The organism is Streptomyces sp. NPDC057486, assembly GCF_042802415.1.
GTDB lineage: Bacteria > Actinomycetota > Actinomycetes > Streptomycetales > Streptomycetaceae > Streptomyces > Streptomyces yanii.
In genome coordinates, this window is the sequence record NZ_JBHVEE010000001.1 from 259,150 (window position 1) to 285,955 (window position 26,806).

General features: G+C 72.4%; 23 protein-coding genes and 1 pseudogene. 14 read left to right on the forward strand and 10 right to left on the reverse strand.

Annotated features, from left to right (window positions below; translation table 11 throughout):
* Window positions 1-536: 536 nt before the first annotated feature.
* Window positions 537-1,625 carry a hypothetical protein gene (locus tag ACFU6I_RS01305; RefSeq protein WP_384360112.1) on the reverse strand — a complete coding sequence of 363 codons (1,089 nt, stop codon included), beginning with the start codon at window positions 1,623-1,625 and terminating at the stop codon, window positions 537-539.
* A gap of 76 nt (window positions 1,626-1,701) precedes the next feature.
* On the opposite strand from ACFU6I_RS01305, the gene ACFU6I_RS01310 reads away from it, so the two are divergent.
* Window positions 1,702-4,161: a helicase C-terminal domain-containing protein gene (locus ACFU6I_RS01310; protein WP_384360114.1), complete on the forward strand. Its 2,460-nt coding sequence runs from the start codon at window positions 1,702-1,704 to the stop codon at window positions 4,159-4,161.
* A gap of 14 nt (window positions 4,162-4,175) precedes the next feature.
* Here ACFU6I_RS01310 and ACFU6I_RS01315 read toward each other — a convergent pair whose 3' ends face one another.
* Window positions 4,176-4,574, reverse strand: a complete 399-nt coding sequence (locus tag ACFU6I_RS01315) for a hypothetical protein (protein ID WP_384360116.1) — start codon at window positions 4,572-4,574, stop codon at window positions 4,176-4,178.
* A 149-nt stretch (window positions 4,575-4,723) separates the two neighbouring features.
* On the opposite strand from ACFU6I_RS01315, the gene ACFU6I_RS01320 reads away from it, so the two are divergent.
* Window positions 4,724-6,367 (forward strand): DNA repair helicase XPB, encoded by a 1,644-nt coding sequence (locus ACFU6I_RS01320; RefSeq protein WP_384360118.1) that lies wholly within the window; start codon window positions 4,724-4,726, stop codon window positions 6,365-6,367.
* 19 nt (window positions 6,368-6,386) lie between these two features.
* Here ACFU6I_RS01320 and ACFU6I_RS01325 read toward each other — a convergent pair whose 3' ends face one another.
* Both ACFU6I_RS01325 and ACFU6I_RS01330 read right to left on the reverse strand, forming a co-directional pair.
* Window positions 6,387-6,680, reverse strand: coding sequence for a hypothetical protein (locus ACFU6I_RS01325; protein WP_384360120.1), 294 nt, complete (start codon window positions 6,678-6,680; stop codon window positions 6,387-6,389).
* Window positions 6,681-7,031: 351 nt separating this feature from the next.
* Window positions 7,032-7,214: pseudogene (locus ACFU6I_RS01330) on the reverse strand (hypothetical protein); the annotation flags it as partial.
* A gap of 386 nt (window positions 7,215-7,600) precedes the next feature.
* On the opposite strand from ACFU6I_RS01330, the gene ACFU6I_RS01335 reads away from it, so the two are divergent.
* On the forward strand, window positions 7,601-9,679 hold the full coding sequence (locus tag ACFU6I_RS01335; protein WP_384360122.1) for a HelD family protein: 2,079 nt from the start codon (window positions 7,601-7,603) through the stop codon (window positions 9,677-9,679).
* A gap of 106 nt (window positions 9,680-9,785) precedes the next feature.
* Here ACFU6I_RS01335 and ACFU6I_RS01340 read toward each other — a convergent pair whose 3' ends face one another.
* Window positions 9,786-10,475: a copper homeostasis protein CutC gene (locus tag ACFU6I_RS01340; protein WP_384360124.1), complete on the reverse strand. Its 690-nt coding sequence runs from the start codon at window positions 10,473-10,475 to the stop codon at window positions 9,786-9,788.
* A 255-nt stretch (window positions 10,476-10,730) separates the two neighbouring features.
* Here ACFU6I_RS01340 and ACFU6I_RS01345 point away from each other — a divergent pair, with 255 nt between their 5' ends.
* Window positions 10,731-13,013 (forward strand): heavy metal translocating P-type ATPase, encoded by a 2,283-nt coding sequence (locus tag ACFU6I_RS01345; protein ID WP_384360126.1) that lies wholly within the window; start codon window positions 10,731-10,733, stop codon window positions 13,011-13,013.
* Between the two features lie 30 nt (window positions 13,014-13,043).
* On the opposite strand, the gene ACFU6I_RS01350 is transcribed toward ACFU6I_RS01345, so the two are convergent.
* Genes ACFU6I_RS01350 through ACFU6I_RS01360 form a run of 3 tightly spaced genes read right to left on the reverse strand, consistent with a single transcriptional unit; the run spans window position 13,044 to window position 15,411 of the window.
* Complete coding sequence (locus tag ACFU6I_RS01350; RefSeq protein ID WP_384360128.1) at window positions 13,044-13,904, reverse strand: biotin-dependent carboxyltransferase family protein; 861 nt, start codon at window positions 13,902-13,904, stop codon at window positions 13,044-13,046.
* Window positions 13,901-14,665, reverse strand: coding sequence for an allophanate hydrolase subunit 1 (locus ACFU6I_RS01355; RefSeq protein WP_384360130.1), 765 nt, complete (start codon window positions 14,663-14,665; stop codon window positions 13,901-13,903). The genes ACFU6I_RS01350 and ACFU6I_RS01355 overlap by 4 nt, the downstream gene beginning before the upstream one ends.
* On the reverse strand, window positions 14,662-15,411 hold the full coding sequence (locus ACFU6I_RS01360) for a LamB/YcsF family protein (RefSeq protein ID WP_266990570.1): 750 nt from the start codon (window positions 15,409-15,411) through the stop codon (window positions 14,662-14,664). The genes ACFU6I_RS01355 and ACFU6I_RS01360 overlap by 4 nt, the downstream gene beginning before the upstream one ends.
* 165 nt (window positions 15,412-15,576) lie before the next feature.
* Here ACFU6I_RS01360 and ACFU6I_RS01365 point away from each other — a divergent pair, with 165 nt between their 5' ends.
* The 7 genes from ACFU6I_RS01365 (at window position 15,577) to ACFU6I_RS01395 (ending at window position 22,464) form a co-directional block, all read left to right on the forward strand.
* Window positions 15,577-16,293: a GntR family transcriptional regulator gene (locus ACFU6I_RS01365; RefSeq protein WP_384360132.1), complete on the forward strand. Its 717-nt coding sequence runs from the start codon at window positions 15,577-15,579 to the stop codon at window positions 16,291-16,293.
* A 375-nt stretch (window positions 16,294-16,668) separates the two neighbouring features.
* A complete protein-coding gene (locus ACFU6I_RS01370; protein ID WP_384360134.1) occupies window positions 16,669-17,400 on the forward strand; it encodes a DUF969 domain-containing protein in 732 nt (243 codons plus the stop codon).
* A complete protein-coding gene (locus ACFU6I_RS01375) occupies window positions 17,397-18,365 on the forward strand; it encodes a DUF979 domain-containing protein (RefSeq protein ID WP_384360136.1) in 969 nt (322 codons plus the stop codon). The genes ACFU6I_RS01370 and ACFU6I_RS01375 overlap by 4 nt, the downstream gene beginning before the upstream one ends.
* A gap of 90 nt (window positions 18,366-18,455) precedes the next feature.
* Window positions 18,456-19,484 (forward strand): DUF2891 domain-containing protein, encoded by a 1,029-nt coding sequence (locus ACFU6I_RS01380; protein WP_384360138.1) that lies wholly within the window; start codon window positions 18,456-18,458, stop codon window positions 19,482-19,484.
* Window positions 19,485-19,630: 146 nt separating this feature from the next.
* On the forward strand, window positions 19,631-20,374 hold the full coding sequence (locus tag ACFU6I_RS01385) for a GNAT family N-acetyltransferase (RefSeq protein WP_384360140.1): 744 nt from the start codon (window positions 19,631-19,633) through the stop codon (window positions 20,372-20,374).
* An 81-nt stretch (window positions 20,375-20,455) separates the two neighbouring features.
* Window positions 20,456-21,136 (forward strand): hypothetical protein, encoded by a 681-nt coding sequence (locus ACFU6I_RS01390; protein WP_384360142.1) that lies wholly within the window; start codon window positions 20,456-20,458, stop codon window positions 21,134-21,136.
* A 95-nt stretch (window positions 21,137-21,231) separates the two neighbouring features.
* Window positions 21,232-22,464 carry a Cmx/CmrA family chloramphenicol efflux MFS transporter gene (locus ACFU6I_RS01395; protein WP_384360144.1) on the forward strand — a complete coding sequence of 411 codons (1,233 nt, stop codon included), beginning with the start codon at window positions 21,232-21,234 and terminating at the stop codon, window positions 22,462-22,464.
* 23 nt (window positions 22,465-22,487) lie between these two features.
* Here the strand turns inward: ACFU6I_RS01395 and ACFU6I_RS01400 are convergent, their stop codons facing one another.
* Both ACFU6I_RS01400 and ACFU6I_RS01405 read right to left on the reverse strand, forming a co-directional pair.
* The gene (locus ACFU6I_RS01400; RefSeq protein ID WP_345512263.1) at window positions 22,488-22,775 is read right to left on the reverse strand and encodes a DUF4031 domain-containing protein; all 288 of its coding nucleotides are present in this window, start codon (window positions 22,773-22,775) and stop codon (window positions 22,488-22,490) included.
* Window positions 22,772-23,140, reverse strand: a complete 369-nt coding sequence (locus tag ACFU6I_RS01405) for a hypothetical protein (protein ID WP_384360146.1) — start codon at window positions 23,138-23,140, stop codon at window positions 22,772-22,774. Before ACFU6I_RS01405 ends, ACFU6I_RS01400 begins: the two co-directional genes overlap by 4 nt.
* A gap of 124 nt (window positions 23,141-23,264) precedes the next feature.
* On the opposite strand from ACFU6I_RS01405, the gene ACFU6I_RS01410 reads away from it, so the two are divergent.
* The 3 genes from ACFU6I_RS01410 to ACFU6I_RS01420 are packed head-to-tail and all read left to right on the forward strand — an operon-like array spanning window position 23,265 to window position 26,764.
* On the forward strand, window positions 23,265-24,182 hold the full coding sequence (locus tag ACFU6I_RS01410) for a MurR/RpiR family transcriptional regulator (RefSeq protein WP_266983028.1): 918 nt from the start codon (window positions 23,265-23,267) through the stop codon (window positions 24,180-24,182).
* 41 nt (window positions 24,183-24,223) lie between these two features.
* A complete protein-coding gene (murQ, locus tag ACFU6I_RS01415) occupies window positions 24,224-25,198 on the forward strand; it encodes an N-acetylmuramic acid 6-phosphate etherase (RefSeq protein WP_384360148.1) in 975 nt (324 codons plus the stop codon).
* Between the two features lie 51 nt (window positions 25,199-25,249).
* Window positions 25,250-26,764, forward strand: coding sequence for a PTS transporter subunit EIIC (locus ACFU6I_RS01420; RefSeq protein ID WP_384360150.1), 1,515 nt, complete (start codon window positions 25,250-25,252; stop codon window positions 26,762-26,764).
* Window positions 26,765-26,806: the final 42 nt, after the last annotated feature.

Genomic DNA, 26,806 nt, shown 5'->3' on the forward strand with positions numbered 1-26,806 from the left:
GCCGCCCCTGTGCGGTGGGGGGGTGGGCGGGGCCCCTCCGGGGCGTCTCCTCAGGACTGGCGCGGAAGCCCGCAACGCGGACGAACCCGGCACGTACGCCGGCCCCTGCGGGGACCCCCCTGCACGGCCCCACCCGGGCATCACCCGCGTCCGCGACCCGGTGGAACGCATTGCCGCTGACGCACGACGGCCGGTCCGGGGCCGTGCAGGGGAGTCCCCGCAGGGCGACGGACAAAGACCCGAGCTCCCCCGCGTACCCGCCGAACGTCCGTCGCCCGAGGAGACACCCCGGAGAGGCCCCGGACCACCACCCACCGGAGCAGGCGACCATGCCACCAGGGCCCAGGCCGACACCTCGAGCCCGTCCGGCGATTGAGGACGGAACCGGCCACCCCGGACCGGGGCACCGCACCACGCAACGCCCCCGCCCCGCCCAGGGGCACCGCACCACGCAACGGACCCGCCCCGCCCAGGGGCCCCGCACCACGCAACGGACCCGCCCCGCCCAGGGGCCCCGCACCACGCAACGCCCCCGCCTACCCCACCCGCTTCCCCGCCCGCCACACCAGGAACACCGCCGAGGCCACCGCAGCCGCCCGCACCACCACCGGCCACACCCCGGTCAGCGCATCCCCCATCCCGTCCTCCGGAATCGGCTCGCCCCAGCGCCCGTCCATCCGTCCCCACAGCCAGACCAGGCCGCCGGCCACGGCCGCTCCGGGCAGCCCCATCGCGGCCAGCTTCGCCTCCGTGCGGGAGAGCGTGCGCGAGCTGTACGCGATCAGCCAGCCGCCCGCGAGTGCCAGCAGGGATCCCGTCACCGCACCGGTGACCAGCAACCCGGCGGCGAGCAGCAGCAGCGGGTGGGCGAACCGGAACCCCGCGCTCTCCCGTGGCGCACGCCGTCGGATCCGCGGCCGCAGGCGCCTCCGCGCACCCTCGCTCCCGCCGTCCTCGGCGGAATCGTTCCCGTCCCCCTCCGCCTCGCCCTCGGCAGCCGCTTCCGGTTCCTCCGCGGGCGACGGCGGTTTCAGAAGCTCCGGGATCTCCACCCCACCGGTGAACCCCGGCACCCGCACCCCGTCCTCGAACGGCCCCGGCTCGATACGCCACCAGTCGGGTTCGCTCCCGGACGCTCCGAGCTCATCCGTCCCCGCCATGTGCGGCGGCAACGGCCCGTCCCCCCTCGAAGCAGCAGAAGCCGCAGAGGCCCCAGAACCCTCAGGCGTTTCACGCGCCCCAGGCACCCCACCCGTCCCCGGGTCGCCCTCCGACGCGCCCTTGCGCAAACTCTCTTTCCGGAAGGCCCCTCTCCGCGGCCGTGGAATTTCCCGCGGCTCCGGATCGCCCCGTTTCCCGTCCTTCGTCCCCTCCGGCAGCATCACGGTCCCGTCCCCCGACCTCGCCGCCGCGGCCACCAGTTCGTCCGGTGTGCCGAGCTTCCCGATGATGCGCCGCACCGCCGCCGGTGTGTCCGTGCCTTGGCTTCCGCGCTGCCGGTCGATCTCGGTGCGCAGTGCCGCCACGAGCCGCATCCGGGCGCCCGAGGACAGCTGTTGCTGCTGGGCCAGGTCTCCGACCCGGCTCAGGTAGTCGTAGACGAGCTGGTCGCTCTCGATCCCCACGCGATGGTTCCCCTCCGGCCGCCCTGCACCGACGGTAGCGCCCTCGGGCCTGTCCGGAGCGACTACCGTGGGACGGATGGGGATGACCACACCACCGCGGACGCTCGCCGAAGCGCTGCGCGCCCGGGACGACGAGTCGCTGGCCGGGCTGCTGCGTGCCCGTCCCGACCTCCTGTCTCCCGTGCCGAACGACATCACCCAGCTGGCGACGAGAGCCGGCACCCGTGCCTCTGTCGTGCGCGCGCTGGAGCACCTCGACCGGTTCGCCCTGCAGACCGCGGAGGCGCTCGCTGTCGCACCCGACCCGGCCTCGTACGACACGCTTCTCGCCCTCCTCACGGGCGACGGCCGGGACGACGGCGCGCAGCGCGACGACGCGGGTGCGACGATCCGGGACGCGGCGCCCGGAGCCCTCGCGACCCTGCGCGAACAGGCCCTGGTCTGGGGCGAGGACGACCGGCTGCGGCTGGTCCGTACCGCGCGCGAACTTCTCGCACCGTCCCCGCAGCACCCCTCCCCCACCGGTCTCGGGCCGACCGTCGCCGAGGCCACGGCCGGCATGTCGCCGGGCCGGCTGCAGGAGATCCTGGCGGCGGCCGGGCTGCCCGCCACGCACGACCCGGTCTCGGCCGTGGCCGCGCTGGCCGCGCTGTTCACCGACCGGGCCAGGATGGGCGAGTTGCTGGACACCGCGCCGATGGAGGCGCTCGCCGTGCTGGACCGGCTGGTGTGGGGTCCGCCGTACGGAGAAGTGACCCCGAACCCGACCCCGCCCGTGAAGTGGCTGCGCGACCGCGGGCTGTTGCTGCCCGTGTCGACGCGCACCGTCGTCCTGCCGCGCGAGGCGGCGCTGCATCTGCGGGCCGGGCGCGCCCACCGCGTACCGGAGCCGCTGCCGCCCGCCGTCGCGGCGGCCGCGACCCGTGATCCCCAGGCTGTGGACAGTGCGGCCGCGGGCCAGGCGTACCTGGCGGTGTCCACCGTCGAGGAACTCCTGACGAGCTGGAACACCGGCGGCCCCGCCATGCTCCGGGCCGGCGGCCTCAGCGTCCGCGAGCTGAAGCGGACCGCGTCCGTCCTCGATGTGTCGGAGCCGATCGCCGCGTTCTGGCTCGAACTCGCCTACGCGGCCGGACTGCTGGCCTCCGACGGCGAGGCCGACGAGCGGTACGCACCGACGCCCGCATACGACGACTGGACCGAACTCCCCGCCCAGGAGCGCTGGGTGCGCCTCGCGACCGCCTGGCTCGCCGCCACCCGGACCGCCGGTCTGGTCGGCGGCCAGGACGCCAAGGGCCGGGCCCTGTCCGCGCTCGGCCCCGAACTGGACCGCTCGGCCGCTCCCGAGGTACGCCACCGCATCCTGGCCCTGCTCGCCTCCCTGGACCCCGGCACCGTACCGGACCCGGAGACGCTGCTCGCCCGGCTCCGCTGGGAACGGCCGCTGCGCGGCTCCTCCACCTCCGCCGGGGACACCACCGACCTCCGGTCCCGGATCGCCCTGTGGACACTGAACGAGTCCGAGCTCCTCGGCATCACCGGCCGCGGCGCACTCTCCTCCCAGTCCCGCGCCCTGCTCGAATCCGGGCCGGCCGAAGCGGCCGCGCTGCTCGCCCCGCTCATCCCGGAGTCTCTCGACCACGTCCTGCTGCAGGCCGACCTGACGGCCGTCGCGCCGGGCCCGCTGGAGCGCCCCCTCGCGGACACGCTGTCCGTCCTCGCCGACATCGAGTCGAAGGGCGGCGCGACCGTCTACCGGTTCACGCCCGGCTCCGTACGCCGCGCGCTGGACGCCGGGCAGTCCGCGGCCGATCTGCACGCGTTCCTCGCCGCACACAGCCGCACGCCGGTCCCGCAGCCGCTCAGCTACCTCATCGACGACGTCGCCCGCCGCCACGGCCATCTGCGGATCGGTGCCGCGTCCGCGTACGTCCGCTGCGACGACGAGGCCGTGCTGGGCGAGATCCTCGCCGACAAACGCTCGGCCACCCTGCGACTGCGCCGCCTCGCCCCGACGGCGCTGGCCGCCCAGATCGACCCGGCGTCCCTGCTCGAAGGGCTGCGCGAGATGGGGTACGCGCCCGCCGCCGAGTCCGCCGAGGGCGATGTCCTGATCACCCGCGCGGGCACCCGCCGCACCCCTCCCCGTACACCCCCCGTGCCGGTCCCCGAGGGCCCGCCGCTCCCCGACGGAACGCTGCTGGGCGCGGCTGTACGGGCGATCCGCGCCGGCGACACGGCCGCCACCGTCGTCCGCAAGGACACCTCCGAGGCCCCCGCGGCACCGGCCGGTTCACTGCCTCGTACGACCTCCGCCGAGACTCTCGCGACCGTCCAGGCGGCGGCCATGACGGGCTCGGCGATCTGGATCGGCTACGTCAATGCGGACGGCGCGGCCAGCCAGCGCGTCATCGCTCCGGTGCGGGTCGAGGGCGGCTTCGTGACGGCGTACGACCACACGGCGGACGAGATCCGCACGTACCCGCTGCACCGGGTCACGGGCGTCGCGGAACTGGCCGGCTCCGAAGACGCCTGACAGCTCCGAGCTCCTTAGCCCAGCGAGACGAGCCACCGCCACCGGGGCTGCTCGGTGACCACGGCGGCCGCCGCGAGCAGCGTCACCGGAACGGCCGCCCACACCGGCCACAGCAGCCACGACGAGACGACAGCAGCGCCCAGTTCGGCCAGCACCATCAGGATCGTGGCCCAGCCCGGCACGGCGACGAGCACACTGTTCTTGTCACCCGGGGTGGACAGAACGGCCGGCAGGCCGATCAGAACCACCAGCGACAGGGCGGCAAGCAGCCATGAGTGGCCGGCCAACACCCAGGGGGTGGCGACCCAGGCGACGATTTCGGTGGAGAAGCGCAGCACGGACGGTATGCGGTCGTCCGGACGCGCGGAAGCGGTTCGTTCCGGGGGCGTGGCCCCGGCGGCGGCATCGGTCACGCACGGACCATGCCACGTCTCCCGCCCGCGCGGCGGACGGATGGCCGAGCCTCCCGCCGGCCGACACCGACGCACCACCTGCCCCGCATGCGGCACACTGGACGTTTGGCCGCAAGGGCGGCCACCCCCCGAAGAAAGGGCCGAGACGCGTGACCGGACCCCTCATCGTCCAGAGCGACAAGACACTGCTCCTGGAAGTCGACCACGAGCAGGCCGACGCCTGCCGTCGTGCGATCGCCCCGTTCGCGGAGCTGGAGCGTGCACCCGAGCACATCCACACCTACCGGCTGACGCCGCTCGGACTGTGGAACGCGCGCGCCGCCGGGCACGACGCCGAACAGGTCGTCGACGCCCTCGTGCAGTACTCCCGCTACCCGGTGCCGCACGCGCTGCTCGTCGACATCGCCGAGACGATGGCCCGGTACGGCCGCCTCACCCTCTCCAAGAACCCCGTCCACGGGTTGGTGCTGACCTCCACCGACCGGCCGGTGCTGGAGGAGATCCTCCGGTCGAAGAAGGTCCAGCCGCTGGTCGGGGCGCGGATCGACCCGGACACCGTGGCGGTGCACCCGTCCGAGCGCGGGCAGATCAAGCAGACGCTGCTGAAGCTGGGCTGGCCCGCCGAAGACCTTGCCGGGTACGTGGACGGCGAGGCCCACCCGATCGAGCTGGCCGAGGACGGCTGGTCACTGCGTCCGTACCAGAAGCAGGCCGTCCAGGGGTTCTGGCACGGCGGCTCCGGAGTGGTCGTACTGCCGTGTGGTGCGGGGAAGACGCTGGTCGGGGCCGGTGCGATGGCGGAGGCCAAGGCGACCACGCTGATTCTGGTGACGAACACCGTCTCGGCCCGGCAGTGGAAGCACGAGCTGGTGAAGCGGACCTCGCTGACCGAGGACGAGATCGGCGAGTACAGCGGTACGCGCAAGGAGATCCGGCCGGTCACCATCGCCACCTACCAGGTGCTGACGACCCGTCGCAAGGGCGTCTACCCGCACCTGGAGCTGTTCGACTCCCGCGACTGGGGTCTGGTGATCTACGACGAGGTGCATCTGCTGCCCGCGCCCGTCTTCAAGTTCACCGCCGACCTGCAGGCGCGTCGACGGCTCGGTCTCACCGCGACGCTGGTGCGCGAGGACGGGCGCGAGTCGGACGTCTTCTCGCTGATCGGCCCCAAGCGGTTCGACGCGCCGTGGAAGGAGATCGAGGCGCAGGGCTACATCGCGCCCGCGGACTGTGTCGAGGTGCGGGTCAATCTGACGGACTCGGAGCGGCTGGCGTACGCGACCGCCGAGGCGGAGGAGAAGTACCGGTTCTGCGCGACGACCGCGACGAAGCGGAAGGTGACGGAGGCGCTGGTGCGCAAGCACCGGGGCGAGCAGACTCTCGTCATCGGGCAGTACATCGACCAGCTCGACGAGCTGGGTGAGCATCTGGGCGCCCCGGTCATCAAGGGCGAGACGAGCAACGCGCAGCGCGAGAAGCTCTTCGACGCGTTCCGTGAGGGCGAGCTCAACGTCCTGGTCGTGTCGAAGGTCGCGAACTTCTCGATCGACCTGCCGGAGGCGACCGTCGCCATTCAGGTGTCGGGCACGTTCGGCTCGCGGCAGGAGGAGGCGCAGCGGCTCGGCCGGGTGCTGCGGCCGAAGGCGGACGGGCACGAGGCCCGGTTCTACTCGGTGGTCGCCCGCGACACGATCGACCAGGACTTCGCGGCGCACCGCCAGCGGTTCCTGGCCGAGCAGGGGTACGCGTACCGGATCGTGGACGCGGACGAACTGCTGACGGAGAACTGAACCGAGCGGTCCCGCCCGGTCAGCCTCCGAGGGTCAGGAGCAGGAACAGCCCGGTGACCATCGTCAGGCCCGGCAGCACCGCGACGGCCGCCGCCCACCGGCGGGCGGTGGCCCAGCGGGGCCGCCACGGCAGCGCCCACGCGGCGACCAGGGCGACGGGCGTGACGAACGGCGACGCGTAGAGCCCGTAGCCCATGAGGTCCAGCGGGACCGTGATGTCCGACGAGCAGTTGTCGGGGCCGCAGCTGTCCGTGGCCATCACGGCAAAGCCCAGGGTGAACACGCCGATGAAGGTCAGGAACGCGGCCAGCACCGTGGCGATCGTGGGGGCGACCCAGGCGGTGGTGCTCTGCGCGACGGGGCCTGAGGCATCACCCGAGGCGGCAGAGGTGCGCCGATGGCCGGCGCGGTGGCGGTCGGGGCTGCGAAGGCGTTGTAGCGGCTGTTCTCCATGCGGCCACTCAACCGTGGGACGGGGACCCGCCACCTCCGGTCGGCTACTCATACCGCGGCAGTCGCGCGTACTCAGGGGCCGTGCGGTACTCAGTGTTCGTTCGCGGCGTACTCAGGGGCCGTGCGGTACTCAGTGTTCGCGGCGTACTCGGTGGTCGTGCTGTTCCCGGTGGTCGCGGCGTACTCGGTGGTCGTGCTGTTCCCGGTGGTCGCGGCGGAGAACGCCGGCCTCCTCCGCGTACTCGCCGAGGACGGCCACGTCGAACGCGGCGCGGGCGAAGACCTTGACGGCGCGCACGGCGTCGCCGACGTGATGGGTGGGCGGGTGACCGGTGGCCGCGGTCGCGCCGTGCGCGGGGCCGGTCCCGTGTGGGTTCAGACTGACGGTGCTCATGTAGTCCATGGTCCTGCGCCCGTTCCGTAAAGGCATCGGCCCGCGGGCGGAATCACGGTGGGCTTCGCATGGGTCTCCGGTCGGATGCCGTCCCCTACGGGGTGATCCGGGGGTGGAGGAGGGGTGGGCCCGGCGCCCCAATTCGTTCGACCCCACCGGTCGCGGTCGATACAATCGCCGGTCTGCCCGCCTCCCGCACCGTGGTACCGGCTCTTCGCCGGCAGCCGGGGGAGCGCCGCCGACCGGACGGAAACCGGCCGACAGCCGCACGCGCACCAGCGTGCGCAACCCGTGATCGATCCCCTAGCGGACCGCATCGTCCCCGGCACGTGACCGGGTGCGAGCTGCGGTCCGCTGTCCTGCGTCGAAAAGCCGGAGGCAACACCGTGCCCGCGCACGAACACGAAGCCGTCACGACCACCACCGATGCGCTGGCTCGCGAGCGCGCCCATCTCGCCGCGTCCCGCGCCGCGCTGCGAGCCATGCGCGAGGACGCCCAGGCCCTCGACATCCGCGATGTCACCGCGAACTGGGTGAACGCCGCCGTCCTGCAGGCCCAGATCGACGAACGCATCAAGGCGCTCGCCGATCTGTCGCACACCCCGCTCTTCTTCGGCCGTCTCGACTATCTGCACCGGGTCGGCGCGGATCGGGCCGAGGGCGCGGAGGGAGAACAGTTCTACATCGGACGCCGCCACGTCCACGACGCCGACGGCGACCCGATGGTCATCGACTGGCGTGCGCCCGTCTCGCAGCCGTTCTACCGGGCATCGAGGAAGGACCCGCAGGACGTCGGGCAGCGGCGCCGTTTCGGCTACACCGGTGGCGAACTGACCGCGTACGAGGACGAGCACCTCACCGACCCCACCGAGGCCGCGCAGACCAGCAAGCTGCTCCAGGCGGAGATCGAGCGGCCGCGCGTGGGTCCGATGCGCGACATCGTGGCGACGATCCAGCCGGAGCAGGACGAGATCGTCCGTAGCGGGCTGGGCGGGACGGTCTGCGTCCAGGGAGGCCCCGGTACGGGTAAGACCGCCGTCGGTCTGCACCGTGTCGCCTATCTGCTGTACGCGCACCGTGAGCGTCTCGCGCGCACCGGCACGCTGGTGATCGGGCCGAACCGGTCGTTCCTGCACTACATCGAGCAGGTGCTCCCGGCCCTCGGTGAGCTGGAGGTGAAGCAGGCGACCGTCGACGATCTGGTGGCGGCACACGTCGAGGTGCGGGGATCGGACGCGGCGGAGGCGGCCGTCGTCAAGGGTGACGCCCGGATGGCGGAGGTGCTGCGGCGGGCGATCCGTTCGCATGTGACGGTGCCGACGGAGCCGGTGATGGTGGTGCGCGGTTCGCGGCGATGGCGGGTACCCGCGTACGAACTGGAGGAGATGGTCACCGAGTTGCTGGCCCGCGACATGCGGTACGGCGCGGCGCACGAGGCGCTCCCGCAGCGGATCGCGCACGCCGTCCTCGTCCGGATGGAGGAGGCCGGCGAGGCGCCCGACGACCGGGTGCAGAACGCGGTGGCCCGTACTCCGGCGGTGAAGGCGGCCGTGAAGGCGATCTGGCCCGCGGTCGATCCGACGAAGCTGGTGCTGCGACTGCTCTCCGACCCGGATTTCCTGGCCGCGCACGCGGACGGGCTGCTCACCGAGGACGAGCAGAAGACGATCCTGTGGACGAAGCCGGCCCGCAGCGTGAAGTCGGCGAAGTGGTCGGCGGCGGACGCGGTGCTGATCGACGAGGCGAGCGATCTGGTGGCCCGTACGCACTCGCTCGGCCATGTCGTCCTCGACGAGGCGCAGGACCTGTCGCCGATGCAGTACCGGGCGGTGGGGCGGCGGTGCACGACGGGTTCGGCGACGGTGCTCGGCGACCTGGCGCAGGGGACGACGCCGTGGTCGACGGAGAGCTGGGCGCAGGCGCTGCACCACCTGGGCAAGGAGGACGCCGTGGTGGAGGAGCTGACGGCGGGCTTCCGTGTGCCGAGGGAGGTCATCGCGTACGCGTCACGGCTGCTGCCGGTCATCTCACCGGGTCTTGCGGCGGTGGAGTCGGTGCGTGAGTCGCCGGGTTCGCTGGCGGTGCGGGAGGTGCCCGACGTGACCGGACTGGACGCGGCGGTGCTCGCGGCCTGCGAGGAGTCGCTGGCGCAGGAGGGATCGATCGGGCTGATCGCGGCGGACGCGCGGATCCCGGTGCTGGCGGAGGCGCTGACGGCGGCGGGTCACGCGTATCTGTCGCCGGGCGAGGAGACGACGGCCGAGTCGCGGCTGACGCTGGTCCCGGCGTCGCTGGCGAAGGGCCTGGAGTACGACTACGTGGTGCTGGACGAGCCGGCGGCGGTGGTCGACGGCGAACCGGACGAACGCACGGGTCTGCGCCGGCTGTACGTGGCACTGACCCGTGCGGTGTCGGGGCTGACCGTGGTGCACGCGGCGGGGCTGCCGGAGGCGCTCGGGGACTGAGCGGCGGTCACCGGGTCGTCCGGCGGCCGCTTCGTCCTCGATCTCCCTCATGGCCTCAAGTCCCTGGGGGAGATCGAGGACGTAACCGGTCACCCCGGTGAGCCGGCTACCCGTCGAGCCGCGCCCGCCACTCCCGTACCGCCGCCGCGTCCACCGGCGCCTCCCAGCCCTTCGGGCGGGCCGCACCCCCGATGTGCACCGCGTCGATGCCCGCGGCCAGCAGCTGGGGCAGGTGTTCGAGCCGGAGCCCGCCTCCCACCAGGATCTGCGGCGCGTACCCGGGCTCGCCCTTGTGGGCCGCCTCGGCGAGCAGCGTCGGGATGCCGTCGTCGACGCCGCGCGCCGATCCCGCCGTGAGGTACGTGTCGAGGCCCGGCAGATCTGCCAGCTGTTTGCGCAGGGTGTCCCGGTCGGTGGCGCGGTCGATCGCGCGGTGGAACGTCCAGCGGCAGCCGTCCAGCTCGGCGACGAGCCGTTCGACGGCGACGAGGTCCGCGTGGCCCGCCGCATCCAGGAAGCCGAGGACGAACTCATCGGCACCCTCGGCCCGCAGCTCGCGCGCCTTGCGTACGAGAACATCGATGTCACCGGCCGCGAATCCGTCCGCCACCCTGAGCATCACACGCAGCGGAATGTCGACCGCGGCACGGATCTCCGCGAAGGTCGCACAGGACGGGGTCAGGCCGTCCGACGCCATGTCGGTGACCAGCTCCAGCCGGTCTGCACCACCCGCCTGGGCAGCGACCGCGTCCTCCGCGTCGAGAGCGATCACCTCCAGGACTGCACGGTTGCTCATGGGACCCCATTCCTCCAGTAAGCAGCTATAGGTCTAGTCCAATGACCAGCCTACGGGCCGGTCGCGCCAAGGCGAAGCCCCGGTGCGAACGCGAAGATACGCGAGGCCGGAGCGACATCCGGTAATCGGACGCACATGATCCATCTCTCGATCCCGGATCCACTCTTGCGTTTCATAGGGGTGGGGGGTATACATGGATCAGGATTAGATACCCCCTAGGGGTATAGCGCATCCGTCCACGTCCGGGAGGAAACCGTGTCCGCGCATACCGCCGCAACCGGCATCGGCACCGACGCCACCGCAGAGGTCGAGCTCGCGATCGGCGGCATGACCTGCGCATCGTGCGCGGCCCGCATCGAGAAGAAACTGAACCGGATGGACGGCGTCACCGCCACCGTCAACTACGCCACGGAGAAGGCCAAGGTCAGCTACCGGGGCGAGGACATCTCCGTACAGGACCTGATCGCCACGGTCGAGAAGACCGGCTACACCGCACAGGAGCCCGCACCTCCGGTACCTGCCGGGGAAGGCGCACCGTCGGAAGCCGCAGCGGAAGCCGATGAGCTCCGTCCGCTGCGGCAGCGGCTGCTCACCGCCGTGGTGCTCGCCGTCCCCGTGATCGCGATGGCGATGGTCCCGGCGCTCCAGTTCGACTACTGGCAGTGGCTGTCGCTGACCCTGGCGGCCCCGGTCGTCACGTATGCCGCCTGGCCGTTCCACCGGGCCGCCTGGACCAATGCCCGGCACGGTGCGGCGACGATGGACACGCTGATCTCGCTCGGTACGTCGGCCGCGTTCCTCTGGTCGCTGTGGGCGCTGTTCTTCGGCACGGCGGGGATGACGGGCATGACGCACCCCTTCGAGCTGACCATCGGCCGCAGCGACGGCGCCGGGAACATCTATCTGGAGGCGGCGGCCGGAGTCACCGCGTTCATCCTGGCCGGTCGCTATTTCGAGGCCCGTTCCAAGCGGAAGGCGGGCGCCGCGCTCAAGGCGCTGCTGGAGCTGGGCGCCAAGGAGGTCACCGTGGTGCGGGGCGGCCGTGAGATGACCGTCCCGACCGCGGAACTTCAGGTCGGGGACCGGTTCCTGGTCCGCCCCGGCGAGAAGGTCGCCACCGACGGCACGGTCGTCGAGGGCGCCTCGGCGGTGGACGCGTCGATGCTCACCGGCGAGTCCGTGCCGGTCGAGGTCGGGGTCGGGGACTCCGTCACCGGTGCCACGCTCAACGCGGGCGGCCGGCTCGTCGTCGAGGCGACACGGGTCGGCGCCGACACGCAGCTGGCGCGGATGGCGAGGCTCGTCGAGGACGCGCAGAACGGCAAGGCGGCGGCGCAGCGACTGGCCGACCGGATCTCCGCGGTCTTCGTGCCCGTGGTCATCGCGCTCGCGCTCGGCACGCTGGGGTTCTGGCTGGGTAACGGGGCGGGTCTGACGGCCGCGTTCACGGCCGCCGTCGCCGTACTGATCATCGCCTGCCCGTGCGCGCTGGGCCTCGCCACTCCGACCGCCCTCATGGTGGGGACCGGACGCGGCGCGCAGCTCGGCATCCTGATCAAGGGCCCGGAAGTTCTGGAGACCACGCGTCGCGTCGACACGATCGTCCTGGACAAGACCGGCACGGTCACCACCGGCCGGATGACGCTGCTGGACGTGCACACGGCGGACGGTACGGACGAGCGCGATGTGCTGCGGCTCGCGGGCGCCCTGGAGCACTCCTCGGAACACCCCATCGCCCAGGCCGTCGCTGCCGGAGCCGCCGAGCGCACCGGTGCCGCCCTGCCCGCCCCCGAGGACTTCGCCAACATCGCGGGGCTCGGCGTGCAGGGTGTCGTCGAGGGGCACGCCGTCCTCGTCGGCCGTGAGCAGCTGCTCGCCGAGTGGGAGATCCACCTGCCGGTGGAGCTGGCCCGGCACAAGGCCGCGGCGGAGGCCGCCGGCCGGACGGCCGTCGCGGTCGCCTGGGACGGCGAGGCGCGGGCGGTCCTCGAAGTCGCCGACGCGGTGAAGGACACCAGTGCGGAGGCCATTCGGCGGCTGCGGGCCCTGGGGCTGACCCCGATCCTGCTCACCGGTGACAACCGGGCGGTGGCCGAGTCGGTCGCGGCCGAGGTCGGGATCGAGAAGGTGTACGCGGAGGTCATGCCGGAGGACAAGGTCGACGTCGTCAAGGAACTCCAGTCCCAGGGCCGTTCGGTCGCCATGGTCGGTGACGGCGTCAACGACGCGGCCGCTCTCGCCCAGGCCGATCTGGGCCTGGCGATGGGTACGGGTACGGACGCCGCGATCGAGGCCGGCGACCTGACGCTGGTACGCGGGGATCTGCGGGCCGCGGCGGACGCCATCCGCCTCTCCCGCAGGACGCTGGGCACCATCCGTACGAACCTGTTCTGGGCCTTCGCCTACAACGTGGCCGCCCTGCCGCTCGCCGCGGCCGGACTGCTCAACCCGATGATCGCGGGCGCCGCGATGGCGTTCTCGTCGGTCTTCGTGGTCGGCAACTCGCTGCGGCTGCGCGGGTTCAGGGCGGCGGCGTAGGAAGCCGCCCACCCCGACGGGGGCAGGCCCTCAGCCCGCGCTCACGAACCGCACCCGGGTTCCCGGCACCGCCTGTGCCGCCCCCGCGAGTGCGGTCTCGTGCACGACACCGACGACCGGGTAGCCCCCGGTCGTCGGATGGTCGTTGAGGAACACCACCGGGCGGCCGTCCGGCGGCACCTGAACGGCGCCGAGCACCATCCCCTCGCTGGGCAGTTCGCCCTCGTGGGTGCGCGCCAGGGCCGGACCCTCCGTGCGCAGGCCGATCCGGTTGCTCTGCGGCGAGACCCGGTACGTGGCCGTGGTGAGCGTGCGCAGCGCCTCATCCGTGAACCAGGTGTGGCGGGGGCCGAGGCGTACGGGGAGTACGAGTTCGGCGGGCGCGCCCGGCCAGGGCACGGCGTCGGGGGCCGCGGGCCTCGACGGCCCGTGTCCCAGCGGCAGTACGTCCCCGTCACGCAGGGGGGCCGGGCCGAGCCCGGAGAGCAGGTCCGCGGACCTGCTGCCCAGCACCGGTTCCGGCAACAGGCCGCCCCCGAACGCCAGATAGCTGCGCAGCCCCTGCACCGCGGGGCCGGCGTCCAGCACCGCGCCCGCCGGTACGTGCACGGGTGTCCCCCAGGCCACGGGCCGCCCGTCGACCGTGACCCGGCAGGGCGCACCGCCGACGACGGCGACCGCGGGCCGGTCCGGGCGGACCGCGCAGCCGGTGGCGGTCGTCTCCAGCAGTGCCGCGTCCGCGGGGTTTCCGGCCAGCCGGTTGGCGAGGCGGCGGGAGGGGGCGTCCAGGGCCCCGGCGCGCGGCACCCCGAGGTGCGCCCAGCCGATACGGCCCGCGTCCTGAACGGTGGTCAGGGCTCCGGCCCTGACCACCTCGATGGCACCGGTCATGGCCGCACCTCCGTCGCGACGAACCGCACCCGCGCCCCGGGGCTCAGCAGGGCGGCCGGTTCACGGGCCGGGTTCCACAGTTCGCCCGGCTCGGGCATCCGCCCGATGATCTGCCAGCCGCCGGGCGACGGGCGCGGGTACACCCCGGTGTACGCCCCCGCGAGGGCCAGCGCACCGGCCGGAACCCTGGTGCGCGGCGTCGCGCGGCGTGGCGTGTGCCGGTGCTCGGGGAGACCGGTGAGGTAGCCGAAGCCGGGGGCGAACCCGCAGAAGGCCACGCGGAATTCGGTCCCGGCGTGGATGCGGGGCACGTCGGCAGCGGTGACGCCCCAGGCCGCCGCGACGTCGGCGAGGTCCGGGCCGTCGTAGACGACGGGGATCTCGACGGCTTCCCCGGTGTCACGCCGCAGCGGCGGTATCCGCCAGGAGACGAGCTCCCGGGCGAGCCGCGCGCTGCCGTCCGGGGTGCGGTCCGCGATGCCGTCGAGCAGCACGGTCCGGGCACCGGGAACGATCTCGCGTACGGCGGGCAGCTCGCCGCGTGCACGACGCCGCAGCAGCTCGGCGTGGAAGGCCTCGGCGTGCTCACCGGAGGACAGCTCGACGAGCAGCGCCCCGGCCCCGGCGGGAAGAACGCGGACGCCGTCCGGAGCGCTCGCCTCCCGTGCCGCGGGCGTACGCGCGTCGCGCGACCGCCCTGCGGGGGCGCCCCGTTCGGCCGTGACCGCACGCGCGGCGCCGGCACCCGCGCCCACGCTCATGCGAATGCCCGCACGGCCACGCCCGCTTCTTCGAGCGCCGCTCTGACCCTGCGCGCCAGCGCCGCCGCGCCCGGGGTGTCGCCGTGGACGCACAGCGAGCGTGCCGCGACCGGTATCCGGCTGCCGTCCGCGCCGGTGACGCCCCGCCCCACTGCCATCCCGACACTGCGGCGTACCACTTCGTCCTCGTCGTGCACCACGGCGCCGGGCTCGCTCCGCGGGACCAGCGTGCCCTGCGGGGTGTACGCGCGGTCGGCGAAGGCCTCCTCGACGGCGGTGAGACCCGCGGCCCCGGCGTGGGCGAGCAGGCGCGAACCGGGGAGTCCGAGGACCGCCAGGTCCCCGCCGGCCAGCCGGACGCCCTCGACCACGGCCGCGGCCTGGTCGTCGTCCCAGACGGCGCGGTTGTAGAGGGCGCCGTGCGGTTTGACGTACGCGACCGTGGAGCCGGCCGCTTCGGCGAAGACCCGCAGGGCGCCGATCTGGTAGGCGATCTCGGCGGTGAGTTCGGCGGGTGGCACATCCATGGAGCGACGCCCGAAGCCGGCCAGGTCGCGGTAGGCGACCTGGGCGCCGATCCGTACGCCCCTGGCGGCCGCGGTGTCGCAGACCCGCCGCATCACGGAGGCGTCGCCCGCGTGGAAGCCGCAGGCCACATTGGCGCTGGTGACGCAGTCGAGCAGCGCGTCGTCATCGGTGAGGGTCCAGTGCCCGAACCCTTCGCCGAGATCCGCGTTGAGATCCATCGGGTTCGTCGGGCTCGCCGGGTTCGTCAGATCCATCACGAGCGCACGCTAGCGATTGTTCAACAATCTGACAAGACCCGGCTCGGAGAGCGGGATGCCGGTACGGTTCACTGGGCACAGAGTGCGCACCTGACGACGCGCACGGCAACAGGCAGGGGACGGGGCATGGCGGGGACTGCGGGCGGCCGGACTTCTCCGGACCTCTCGGAACTGGCGGCGGACAGCGCCTCCCTGGCCCGGTCCGGCACCGCCGAGCGGGTCGCCGCCGTCCTGCGGGACCGGATCACCGAAGGCTACTTCCCGCCGGGCACCCGGCTCTCGGAGGAAAGCATCAGCGGCGCCCTCGCCGTGTCCCGGAACACCCTGCGCGAGGCGTTCCGCCTGCTGTCGCACGAGCGCCTCCTGGAACACCGCCTCAACAAGGGTGTCTTCGTCCGCGTCCTGGCCGTCGAGGACCTGGTGGACATCTACCGGGTCCGGCTGCTCGTCGAGTGCGCCGCCCTGCGGACGCTGGGCGAACCGCCGTACGACCTGACGGCCGTCGAAGCCGCCGTGTCGACGGGCGAGCAGGCGGCACTGGCCGACGACTGGCCCGTCTGCTCGACCGCCAACATCCGCTTCCATCAGGCCCTGACCGGCCTCGCGAACAGTCCCCGCACGGACGAGCTGATGCGCAACGTCCTCGCCGAACTGCGGCTGGCCTTCCACGTGATGGCCGACCCGCGCCGCTTCCACGAGCCCTACCTCACCCGGAACAGGGAGATCGCGGACAGACTCGCCGAGGGCGACGCGGCGGGCGCCGAGCGGATGCTGGCCTTCTACCTGGAGGACTCGCGGCGCCAGCTGGCGGAGGCGTACGCGGAGCGCCTGACCGCGCGATAGCCCCGCCCGGACCGTCCGCCTCGCCGGAACCCCGCTCCGCACGGCCCCGCGCTTCGTGCCGCGTCGGCCCGTGCGGCGCATCGGATGTTCCACAATCCTGGCCATCCACCGAACCCCATCCCTCACCCCACGTGTCGGACCTCCCTCCAGCCACAACCGCACATCACGGGCATTTCGCGCCTGTCATTGCCCGGATCGGGCGAACCGCGCACCGCCTGCCCGATCACACCACGCCCCCACCATGCACATTTCGATCCATGTAACCCACACCCTTGTGGGTTTGTTGAACAATCGCTTAATGTCTCGCGCACCACCCCATCTGATCAGGACCGAGCAGGCCTGCCTGCACGTCCATGCGCGGAAGAAGGCCGACGCGTGATCGTTCTCCTCGGCGTGCTCGTGGTGATCCTCGGATTCGCCACCCGCCGCAACCCCCTCCTCGTGGTGGGTGTCGCAGGCATCGTCACAGGGCTGCTCGGCAAGCTCTCCCCGCAGGAGGTGCTGGCCACATTCGGCAACAGCTTCGCCTCCGCGCGCTCCGTGACCGTCTTCGTCATCACCCTGCCCGTCATCGGGCTTCTCGAGCGGTACGGACTCCAGGAGCAGGCCCGTACTCTCATCGGCAAACTGGGCAGGCTGACCACCGGCCGCTTCCTGGCGCTCTACCTGCTGATCCGTCAGCTCACCGCCTCCGTCGGCCTCACCAGCATCGGCGGCCCCGCGCAGAGTGTGCGGCCGCTGATCGCCCCGATGGCCGAGGCCGCGGCCGAGGCCAAGGCGGGCCGTCCGCTGCCGCAGAAGCTGCGCGAGAAGGTCCGCTCGCACGCGTCCGGCGCCGACACCATCGGCGTGTTCTTCGGTGAGGACTGCTTCATCGCCATCGGATCGATCCTGCTGATCACCGGCTTCGTGAACTCCACGTACGACCAGCACCTCGAACCCTTGCATCTGGCTCTGTGGGCGATCCCCTCCGCGATCTGCGCCTTCCTGATCCACGGGGCCCGCCTGCTCAACCTGGACCGGCAGCTGGAGCGCGAACTCGCCGTCGTCGCCGCCGAGAACGACATGACGGCACACGCCGGGCTCCGGACGGAGGACGCCAAGTGATCAAGTCCGAGTACTTCTTCTGGCTGGTCGGCGCGGTGTTCCTCGTCATGGCCGCGCAGATGGTCGGGGACCGCACCAACCCCAAGCGCTTCGGATCGGCCGGGTTCTGGGGTCTGCTGGGCGCCGCGTTCTTCTACTCCACCGGAGTCGTCGACAAGTCCCTCCCCGCCGAACCGCTGGGCGTCGCCGTCCTGATCCTGATCGTCCTGGGCGGCTGCGGTCTGACCGGCAAGGGCGCATCACACACCCCTTCCCGCGAGAAGCGCGCAGCCTCGGCCGCCCGCCTCGGCAACAAGCTGTTTCTTCCGGCTCTCACCATCCCCGTCGTCGCGATGATCTGCGCGACGCTCGTGAAGAACTGGAAGATCGGTGGCGAACCGGTCCTGGAACCGGGGTACGAGACCATCCTGGGCCTCGGCGTCGGCGCCATCGCCGCACTGATCGTCGGCATGGTGCTGCTGCGCGAGCGGAGGATCTCCGTACCGCTGCACTCCGGTCGCAACATGCTCGAATCGATGGGCTGGGCGCTGATCCTGCCTCAGCTGCTCGCGGTCCTCGGCTCGATCTTCCAGTCCGCCGGCGTCGGCGAGCAGGTCGGAAGGATCAGCGAGGCGGTGCTGCCGGACGGCCAGAAGTTCGTGGCCGTGGCCGTCTACTGCTGCGGCATGGCGCTGTTCACCATCGTCATGGGCAATGCCTTCGCCGCGTTCCCGGTGATGACCGCCGCGATCGGCTGGCCCGTCCTCATCGAGCAGATGAACGGCAACGCGCCCGCGATCCTCGCGATCGGCATGCTCTGCGGCTTCTGCGGCACCCTCGTCACCCCGATGGCCGCCAACTTCAACCTGGTTCCCGCCGCTCTGCTCGAACTCAAGGACCAGTACGGCCCGATCAAGGCCCAGCTCCCCACGGCGGCGGCCCTGCTGGTCTGCAACGTTGCGATCATGGCCCTCTTCGCCTTCTGACCCGCGCCGCCCCTGACCCGAGCCACCCCTGCCCCGACCCGAGCCGCCCCTTGACCCGAGCCGCTCACCCACCCCTCTGGAGTGACCCCGATGTCCCCCGCGCTCCCTGCCGCGTACGCCGTCCCCTTCGCGGAACTGGCCCTCGCCAATGTCGTACGCGAGTACCCCAACGCCCCGGCCCACCTGTACGCCGGCCCCGAGGAACTGGTCGCGCCCCGCACCCTGCACCCCGCCTTCTACGGGGGGTACGACTGGCACTCCACTGTGCACATGCACTGGCTGCTCGTCCGCCTGCTGCGCCGCTTCTCCGCCACCGGCGACCTCCCGGCCACGGTCACCACCCGTGTCCACGAGGTGCTGAACTCCCACCTCACCCCGGAGAACCTCGCCGTCGAGGCGGCGTATCTCCGCAACCGTCCGCACTTCGAACGCCCCTACGGCTGGGCGTGGTTGGTGGCGCTGGCGGCGGAAAGCCGTGCGCTCGGAACCCCCGAGGGCGACCGCTGGGCCGACGCCCTCGCCCCCGCCGTGGAGACGGTCGGCGAACTCCTCACCGTCTGGCTGCCCAAGGCGACCTACCCGATCCGGCACGGGATCCACCCCAACAGCGCCTTCGGCCTCGGCATGGTTCTGGACGCGGGCGAGCGCGCCGGGCTGCCCCGCCCGGTCCTCGACGCGGTGACGGACCGGCTGCGCACCTGGTTCGCCGAGGACCACGACGCCCCCGCCCACTGGGAGCCGTCCGGGCAGGACTTCCTCTCCCCCGCCCTGACCGAGGCGGACGCGATGCGCCGGGTGCTTCCCGTCGCCGAGTTCCGGACCTGGCTGGCCGGGTTCCTGCCGGGGCTGACGGACTCTCCGCTGCTCACCCCGCCCGTGATCTCCGACCACGCGGACCCGCAGATCGGTCACCTCCTGGGCCTCACCCTGAGCCGGGCAGCGGCCCTCCGTACGATCGGCGACGCGCTGGGCGAGGGCCCCGCCCACGCCGCTCTGACCGCTTCGGCCGAGGCTCATCTCGCCGTCGGCCTGCCCTCGGTCTCCTCCGGTGACTTCAGCACGGACCACTGGCTGGCCACCTTCGCCGCACTGGCCCTGGACACCCCGCCCGGCCACTGACCGGTCCGGCGGATCCGGGAACCGTCTCGTGAACTCTCGGACGGGTTTCTCCGGTGAGCGCGAGGTCGCTTCAGCATCCGATGTGCCGTGCCTGCGGAGGTCGATTTCCCGGGCGCCCGACGATCTCGGGGTGACAGGATCGGGTCATGCCTGTCGATCCGCTGCTGATCCGTGCTCGTGGTCTGTGGGAGACGTTGGCCGCCGTTCCGGTGACGTTCGCGCCCTCCGGTGGTTTGACCGTGGTCGCTTCGCCCGGTTCGGGTCTGTGCCCGCCGTCGTGGGCCGGCATCGTGATGCTGGGCGGCGCGGCCATAGCCACGGTGCCCACCGAGGGTGCTGCACAGGTGGTGCGCCGTGTGCTGGCTGCGGTGCCGGCCGGTTCGCTCACTCGGCCCGAAGCGATCACGGCCGTGCTGCCCGTGACCGAGGTACTCGGTCCGGCCACGCTGGCCTACGTCGCGAGGGACGGCTTCCGGCCCACGCCGGCCCATCACGCCGTCGAGGAGCTCGCGCCCGGGCATCGCGGCCTTCGTGAGTTGGTGCGGTCGGCGGGACCGGAGGACGCGGACGAGAGCGGCTTGGAGGAGATCACCTCCCCTGCGTTCGTCGTGCGCGAGGGAACGGACGTGGTGGCCGCGGCGGGATACCGCGCGTGGCCGGTCTCGACCGCGCATGTCTGTGTGCTGACCGACCCGCGGTGGCGAGGCCGCCGACTGGCCCGGCAGACGGCTTCCGCAGCAGTGGCACACGCACTCGCCGCAGGTCTGCTGCCCCAGTGGCGGGCCCGGCCTCCCGCCTCCCGCCAGGTCGCGCGGGCGCTCGGCTTCCTGGAACTCGGGAGCCAGCTCAGCATCCGGCTGGATCCGGGCGGACCCACCGGGAGTGTTTGAGCCGGTCGTCGGTGCCCGCGCCCAAGGGCTGCCCTGCCCGCCGCTCGCCGTGGACGACGGGGGGAATCTACTCTCGTGCGTATGACGGACGACAGCGCGCACGAGAGCGGATCCTCCTCCGACGCCGCGGACGCGCTCCGCGCCCGCTGGAGCGACGCCCTGGTCGCCGTACGAGGGGGCGCGACCGGCCCCGATCCGCTGCCGTACGCCGACAACCTGCTCGCCCGCTGGGCCGAACCGCAGCGCCGTTACCACACCACTGCCCATCTGACGGCGGTCCTCGACCGCATCGACACCCTCGCCGGGCACGCCGCCGACGCGGACGCGGTCCGCCTCGCCGCCTGGTTCCACGACGCGGTGTACCGCCCGGACCGCTCCGAGAACGAGGAGCGCAGCGCCGCCCTCGCCGAGCGCGCCCTGCCCGAGGCCGGTGCCCCGGACTCCGTCACCGCCGAGGTCGCCCGGCTGGTCCGGCTCACCGTCACCCATGACCCCGCGGACGGCGACACCAACGGCCAGGTGCTGTGCGACGCGGACCTGGCCATCCTGGCGGCCGCCCCGAAGGAGTACGCGGCGTACGCGGCGCAGGTGCGGGACGAGTACGGCTTCGTCCCCGACGATGCCTTCCGGGGCGGGCGTGCGGCCGTCCTGCGGCAGCTGCTCGGACTGCCGCGGCTGTTCCGTACGCCGCACGCGTTCGCCGAGTGGGAGCCGCGGGCCCGGCAGAACCTGCTGACGGAGCTGGAACTGCTCACCCGTTGAGACAGCCGACGGGATACCTAGATACGGGAATGCAACGGTCACGATCGCTGTTGGCAGCTGTCATGCCCGACTCTGCCGTTCGCCGCCGTACCCGCATGCCTCTGGCCGTATACATTCTGGGCCTCTCGGTCTTCGCCCTCGGCACGAGCGAGTTCATGCTCTCGGGGCTGCTGCCACCGATCGCCGACGACATGAACGTGTCGATCCCCCGGGCCGGGCTCCTCATATCCGCCTTCGCCATCGGCATGGTGATCGGCGCGCCCCTGTTGGCCGTGGCCACGCTCCGGCTGCCGCGCCGCACCACCCTCATCACACTGATCTCGGTCTTCGGCCTCGGGCAGGTCGCGGGTGCGCTCGCGCCGACGTACGAGGTGCTCTTCGCCTCCCGGGTGGTGAGCGCCTTCGCGTGCGCCGGGTTCTGGGCGGTGGGTGCGGCGGTCGCCATCGCGACGGTGCCGGTGAACGCGCGGGCCAGAGCGATGGCCGTGATGATCGGCGGGCTGTCGATCGCGAACGTCCTCGGCGTACCGCTGGGGGCGTTCCTCGGTGAGAACCTCGGCTGGCGGTCGGCGTTCTGGGCGGTCGGCGCGGCGTCCGCCGTGGCGCTCGTCGGTGTCGCGACGCTCATCCCCCGCATCCCGCTCCCCGAGGAGAAGCCGCAGCTCAAGCGGGAGATGTCCATCTACCGCGACCGGCAGGTGTGGCTGTCGATCGTGATCACGGCGCTCGCGGCCGGCGGGGTCTTCTGCGCGTTCAGCTATCTGGCGCCGTTGCTGACGGACGTCGCCGGGCTGGATTCGGGGTGGGTACCGACGGTTCTCGCGCTGTTCGGGATCGGGGCGCTGGTCGGTACGACGATCGGCGGCCGGGTCGCGGACGCGCACCTCTTCGGGGTGCTGATGAGCGGTATCGCGGCCTCGACGGTCTTCCTGGTCGCGCTGGCGCTGTTCGCCTCGAACCAGGTCGCGGCGGTCGGGCTCGCGTTCCTGCTGGGTCTGTCGGCGTTCTACACGGCCCCGGCGCTGAACGCCCGGATGTTCAACATCGCGGGCGCGGCCCCGACCCTGGCGGGCGCGACGACGACCGCCGCTTTCAACCTGGGCAACACGGGTGGCCCCTGGCTGGGCGGCACAGTGATCGACGCGGACTTCGGCTTCGAGGCGACGGCCTGGGCGGGCGCGGCGATGACGGTCCTGGCACTGGTCGCCGTGGTGCTCTCGCTGCGACTGCACGGCGGAGGCAGGTCGCGCCGGGTGACCGGGTCGCCCGCCGCGATGTCGTCGCCGACGTCGGTCGACGTGGAAGCGGGGAGCTCCTCCGCCGCCTGAGCGGGGTGGCTTCGGCAGTCGGTTCAGCCGCCGGGCACCCAGCCGGGCGCCCGGCGGCCCTTGGGGCGCCGTAGTCCCGCCTCCGTGAGCCGGCGGACGAGCTCCTTGGAGCCGACCTCGCGGGCCCCGGCCCGCACCGCGTCCGCGTACCTCGTTTCCGGTACGTCGTAGTGGTCCCGCTCGAACGCCTGCGGCGGGCAGCCGATGGCGGCGGCGAACGCGTGCAGTTCGTCGAAGGACACGTCGCTGACCAGATGCGACCAGAGCCGACCGTGGCCCGGCCAGTCGGGCGGGTCGATGTAGACCGTCACCGGCCCAGCACTCCGCTCAGCGCGCCCACGGGCGCCACCATCACGGTCGCCTTGGTGCAGACCCAGCGCGGGTCCGGGCCCAGCTCCGGTTCGACGTCGAGGGCGTGCGGGTCGCCCGCGTCGCACACGGGGCAGAGCGGCCAGCGGCCGTACCGCTCCAGCAGCGCGTCCTGGACGTCCTGGGCGACGAGGCCGACGACGTATTCCACGCCGTCCGGCCAGTGCTCGACCCACCAGCGCCGGTGCGTCACCGCGTCCTCGACGAGCGAGACGATCTCGGCCTCGGCGACACCGCCTGCGGCGAGATCGGCCATGACCAGGGCGCGGGCGGTGTGCAGCGCCTGCTCCAGGCGGTTCAGCTCCATGCAGCCATTGTCACCCCGAGTGCGGACAGGTCCCGCGTCCGGTTACCCGTCCCGTCCTCCGTTCCGTCAGAGGTCGGGACCGAAGGGGGTTGACGGACCGCAGGGTTGAAAATATCTTTCAAATGTGACCAATGACCTGAAGGAAAGTTTCAGCGGGGATGCGCCGCCGGCACCGGCCGCACTCGCGGCCAAGGTGCGGACGCTCGCGCCCTCCATGACGCGCTCCATGCAGCGGGTCGCCGAGGCCGTAGCCGGTGACCCGGCCGGCTGCGCCGCCCTCACGGTCACCGGTCTCGCCGAGCTCACCGGTACCAGCGAGGCGACCGTGGTCCGCACGGCCCGCCTCCTCGGCTACCCCGGCTACCGGGATCTGCGCCTCGCCCTCGCCGGGCTCGCCGCCCACCAGCAGTCCGGCCGCGCCCCTTCCGTCACGGCGGACATAGCCGTCGACGACCCGATCGCCGACGTGGTCGCCAAGCTCGCCTTCGACGAGCAGCAGACCCTCGCGGACACGGCCGCCGGACTCGACACGGTACAGCTCGGTGCCGCCGTCGCCGCCGCGTCGACCGCCCGCCGGATCGACATCTACGGTGTCGGCGCCTCCTCTCTCGTCGCCCAGGACCTGGGGCAGAAGCTGCTCCGTATCGGCCTGATCGCGCACGCACACATGGACCCGCACCTGGCTGTCACCAACGCCGTGCAGCTCCGCTCCGGCGATGTGGCGATCGCGATCACCCACTCCGGTTCCACCGGTGACGTGATCGAACCGCTCCGGGTGGCGTTCGACCGGGGCGCGACGACGATCGCGATCACCGGCCGCCCCGACGGCCCGGTGACGCAGTACGCGGACCACGTGCTGACCACGTCCACCGCCCGCGAGAGCGAGCTGCGCCCCGCCGCCATGTCGAGCCGGACGAGCCAGCTCCTCGTCGTGGACTGCCTGTTCATAGGGGTTGCCCAGCGGACGTACGAGACGGCAGCCCCGGCGCTCGCCGCCTCGTACGAGGCACTGGCCCACCGCCACACCCCCCGCACCCGCTGAACCGTACGAGCCACAAGTTCGAGAAAGCAGAGCCGCTCTCCATGACCTCCACCACCGACGCCAACGCCGCGACGCCCGATCAGCCCTCCGAGTACGGGGAGCTGCGCGCCGAACTCGCCACCCTCACCACCGAGGCGTTCCGGCCCGAGCTCGCCGAGATCGACCGGCTGGCCACGCCGGAGATTGCCCGGATCATGAACGGCGAGGACCAGTCCGTCCCCTCCGCCGTCGCCGCCCGGCTGCCCGAGATCGCCGCGGCGATCGACGGGGTCGCCGCACGCATGGCCCGCGGTGGCCGGCTGATCTACGCGGGCGCGGGCACCGCGGGCCGGCTCGGCGTCCTGGACGCCAGCGAGTGCCCGCCCACGTTCAACACCGACCCGTCCGAGGTGGTCGGTCTGATCGCGGGCGGCCCGTCCGCGATGGTCACAGCGGTCGAGGGCGCCGAGGACAGCAAGGAGCTGGCCGCCGCCGACCTCGACGGACTGGATCTCACCCCGGACGACACGGTGGTCGGCATCTCCGCCTCCGGCCGTACGCCGTACGCGATCGGGGCCGTCGAACACGCCCGCGCCAAGGGGGCGCTGACCATCGGCCTGTCCTGCAACGCGGACTCGGCGCTCGGCGCCGCGGCCGAGCACCCCATCGAGGTCGTCGTCGGCCCGGAGCTCCTCACCGGCTCGACCCGCCTGAAGGCCGGTACGGCGCAGAAGCTCGTCCTCAACATGCTGTCGACGATCACGATGATCCGACTCGGCAAGACGTACGGAAACCTCATGGTCGACGTCCGCGCCTCCAACGAGAAGCTGCGCGCCCGCTCCCGCCGGATCGTTTCCCTCGCCACCGGCGCCTCCGACGCGGAGATCGAAGCCGCGCTCGCCGCCACCGACGGCGAGGTGAAGAACGCGATCCTCGCCATCCTCGGCCAGGTCGACGGTCCGACCGCCGCCACGCTCCTGTCCGCGTCCGACGGCCGCCTCCGCGCCGCCCTCGCGGCAGCACCCCGCACCACCTGACCCATCCGGGGCACCGCTCCGCACCCCCCGCACAGCAAGGCACCACGCACCATGGCTACAGAAGACAAGAACCGCGCCACTGCCGCCGCGATCCTTCCGCTCGTTGGTGGCGCCGCGAACGTCAGCTCCGTCGTCCACTGCATGACCCGGCTCCGGCTGGGTCTGCGTGACCGCTCGCTCGTCGACGACGAGGCCCTGAAGGCGCTCCCCGCCGTCATGGGTGTGGTCGAGGACGACACGTACCAGATCGTCCTCGGCCCGGGCACCGTCGCCCGGGTCACCCCGGAGTTCGAGCAGCTGGTGGAGGAGGGCCGGGCAGCAGAACCGGCGCCCGCGCACACCACCACCGCGGACGAACTCGCCGCCCAGGGCGCCGCGATCAAGGCGGCCCGGAAGGCGAAGAACGCCACCCCGTTCAAGCTCTTCCTCCGGAGGATCGCGAATGTCTTCGTCCCGCTGATCCCGGCGCTCATCGGCTGCGGCATCATCGCCGGGCTCAACGGCCTGCTGGTGAACCTGGGCTGGCTGACGTCGGTCACCCCCGCCCTCGCCGCGATGGCGTCCGGCTTCATGGCGCTGATCGCCGTGTTCGTCGGCCACAACACGGCGAAGGAGTTCGGCGGCACGCCGATCCTCGGCGGTGCGGTCGCCGCGATCATCGTCTTCCCGGGCGTCGCGAACATCGAGGCGTTCGGCCAGAAGCTCTCCCCGGGCCAGGGCGGTGTGCTGGGCGCGCTCGGCGCGGCCGTCCTCGCGGTGTACGTGGAGAAGTGGTGCCGCCGCTGGGTCCCGGAGGCGCTGGACGTCCTGGTCACCCCGACGCTGACGGTGCTGGTCTCCGGCCTGGTGACGATCTTCGGCCTGATGTACGTGGCCGGCGAGGTCTCCACCGCGATCGGCGACTTCGCCAACTGGCTGCTCTCCAACGGTGGTGCGGGCGCAGGGCTGATCCTCGGCGGGTTCTTCCTTCCCCTGGTGATGCTGGGCCTGCACCAGGCGCTGATCCCGATCCACACCACTCTGATCGAGCAGCAGGGCTACACGGTCCTGCTCCCGATCCTGGCCATGGCGGGCGCGGGCCAGGTCGGCGCGGCCCTTGCGGTCTACCTCCGCCTCCCGCGCAACGAGTCGATCCGCAGGACGATCAAGTCGGCTCTCCCGGCAGGCCTGTTGGGCGTCGGCGAACCGCTGATCTACGGCGTCAGCCTCCCCCTCGGCCGCCCGTTCGTCACGGCATGCGTGGGCGGTGCGTTCGGCGGCGCGTTCGTCGGTCTCTTCAACCAGCTGGGCAGCGCGGTCGGTTCGACGGCGATCGGCCCGTCCGGCTGGGCCCTGTTCCCGCTCCTGGACGGCAACCACGGCCTCGGCACGACGATCGCGATCTACGCGGGCGGCCTGCTGGTCGGCTACCTGGCGGGCTTCGTCGCCACGTACTTCTTCGGCTTCAGCAGGGACCTGCTGGCGGAGTTCAACGTGTCGCAGGAGCCGGCGGCTTCGACGGTCGCGGCGACGGGCAGCCCGGCCGCCCCGACCACGGACCCGGCGCAGGAACCTGCCCGCGCCTGATCCCGTCACGCAACGGAGGGCGGCACCCGCACCGGGTGCCGC

Excerpts from the sequence above, each read along its gene's own strand:
- ACFU6I_RS01310 (WP_384360114.1), top strand. The coding sequence starts at position 1,702 with ATGGGGATGACCACACCACCGCGGACGCTCGCCGAAGCGCTGCGCGCC.
- ACFU6I_RS01340 (WP_384360124.1), bottom strand. The coding sequence starts at position 10,475 with ATGAGCAACCGTGCAGTCCTGGAGGTGATCGCTCTCGACGCGGAGGAC.
- ACFU6I_RS01350 (WP_384360128.1), bottom strand. The coding sequence starts at position 13,904 with ATGACCGGTGCCATCGAGGTGGTCAGGGCCGGAGCCCTGACCACCGTT.
- ACFU6I_RS01355 (WP_384360130.1), bottom strand. The coding sequence starts at position 14,665 with ATGAGCGTGGGCGCGGGTGCCGGCGCCGCGCGTGCGGTCACGGCCGAA.
- ACFU6I_RS01360 (WP_266990570.1), bottom strand. The coding sequence starts at position 15,411 with ATGGATCTCAACGCGGATCTCGGCGAAGGGTTCGGGCACTGGACCCTC.
- ACFU6I_RS01365 (WP_384360132.1), top strand. The coding sequence starts at position 15,577 with ATGGCGGGGACTGCGGGCGGCCGGACTTCTCCGGACCTCTCGGAACTG.
- ACFU6I_RS01380 (WP_384360138.1), top strand. The coding sequence starts at position 18,456 with ATGTCCCCCGCGCTCCCTGCCGCGTACGCCGTCCCCTTCGCGGAACTG.
- ACFU6I_RS01385 (WP_384360140.1), top strand. The coding sequence starts at position 19,631 with ATGCCTGTCGATCCGCTGCTGATCCGTGCTCGTGGTCTGTGGGAGACG.
- ACFU6I_RS01390 (WP_384360142.1), top strand. The coding sequence starts at position 20,456 with ATGACGGACGACAGCGCGCACGAGAGCGGATCCTCCTCCGACGCCGCG.
- ACFU6I_RS01395 (WP_384360144.1), top strand. The coding sequence starts at position 21,232 with ATGCCTCTGGCCGTATACATTCTGGGCCTCTCGGTCTTCGCCCTCGGC.
- ACFU6I_RS01405 (WP_384360146.1), bottom strand. The coding sequence starts at position 23,140 with ATGGAGCTGAACCGCCTGGAGCAGGCGCTGCACACCGCCCGCGCCCTG.
- murQ (WP_384360148.1), top strand. The coding sequence starts at position 24,224 with ATGACCTCCACCACCGACGCCAACGCCGCGACGCCCGATCAGCCCTCC.
- ACFU6I_RS01420 (WP_384360150.1), top strand. The coding sequence starts at position 25,250 with ATGGCTACAGAAGACAAGAACCGCGCCACTGCCGCCGCGATCCTTCCG.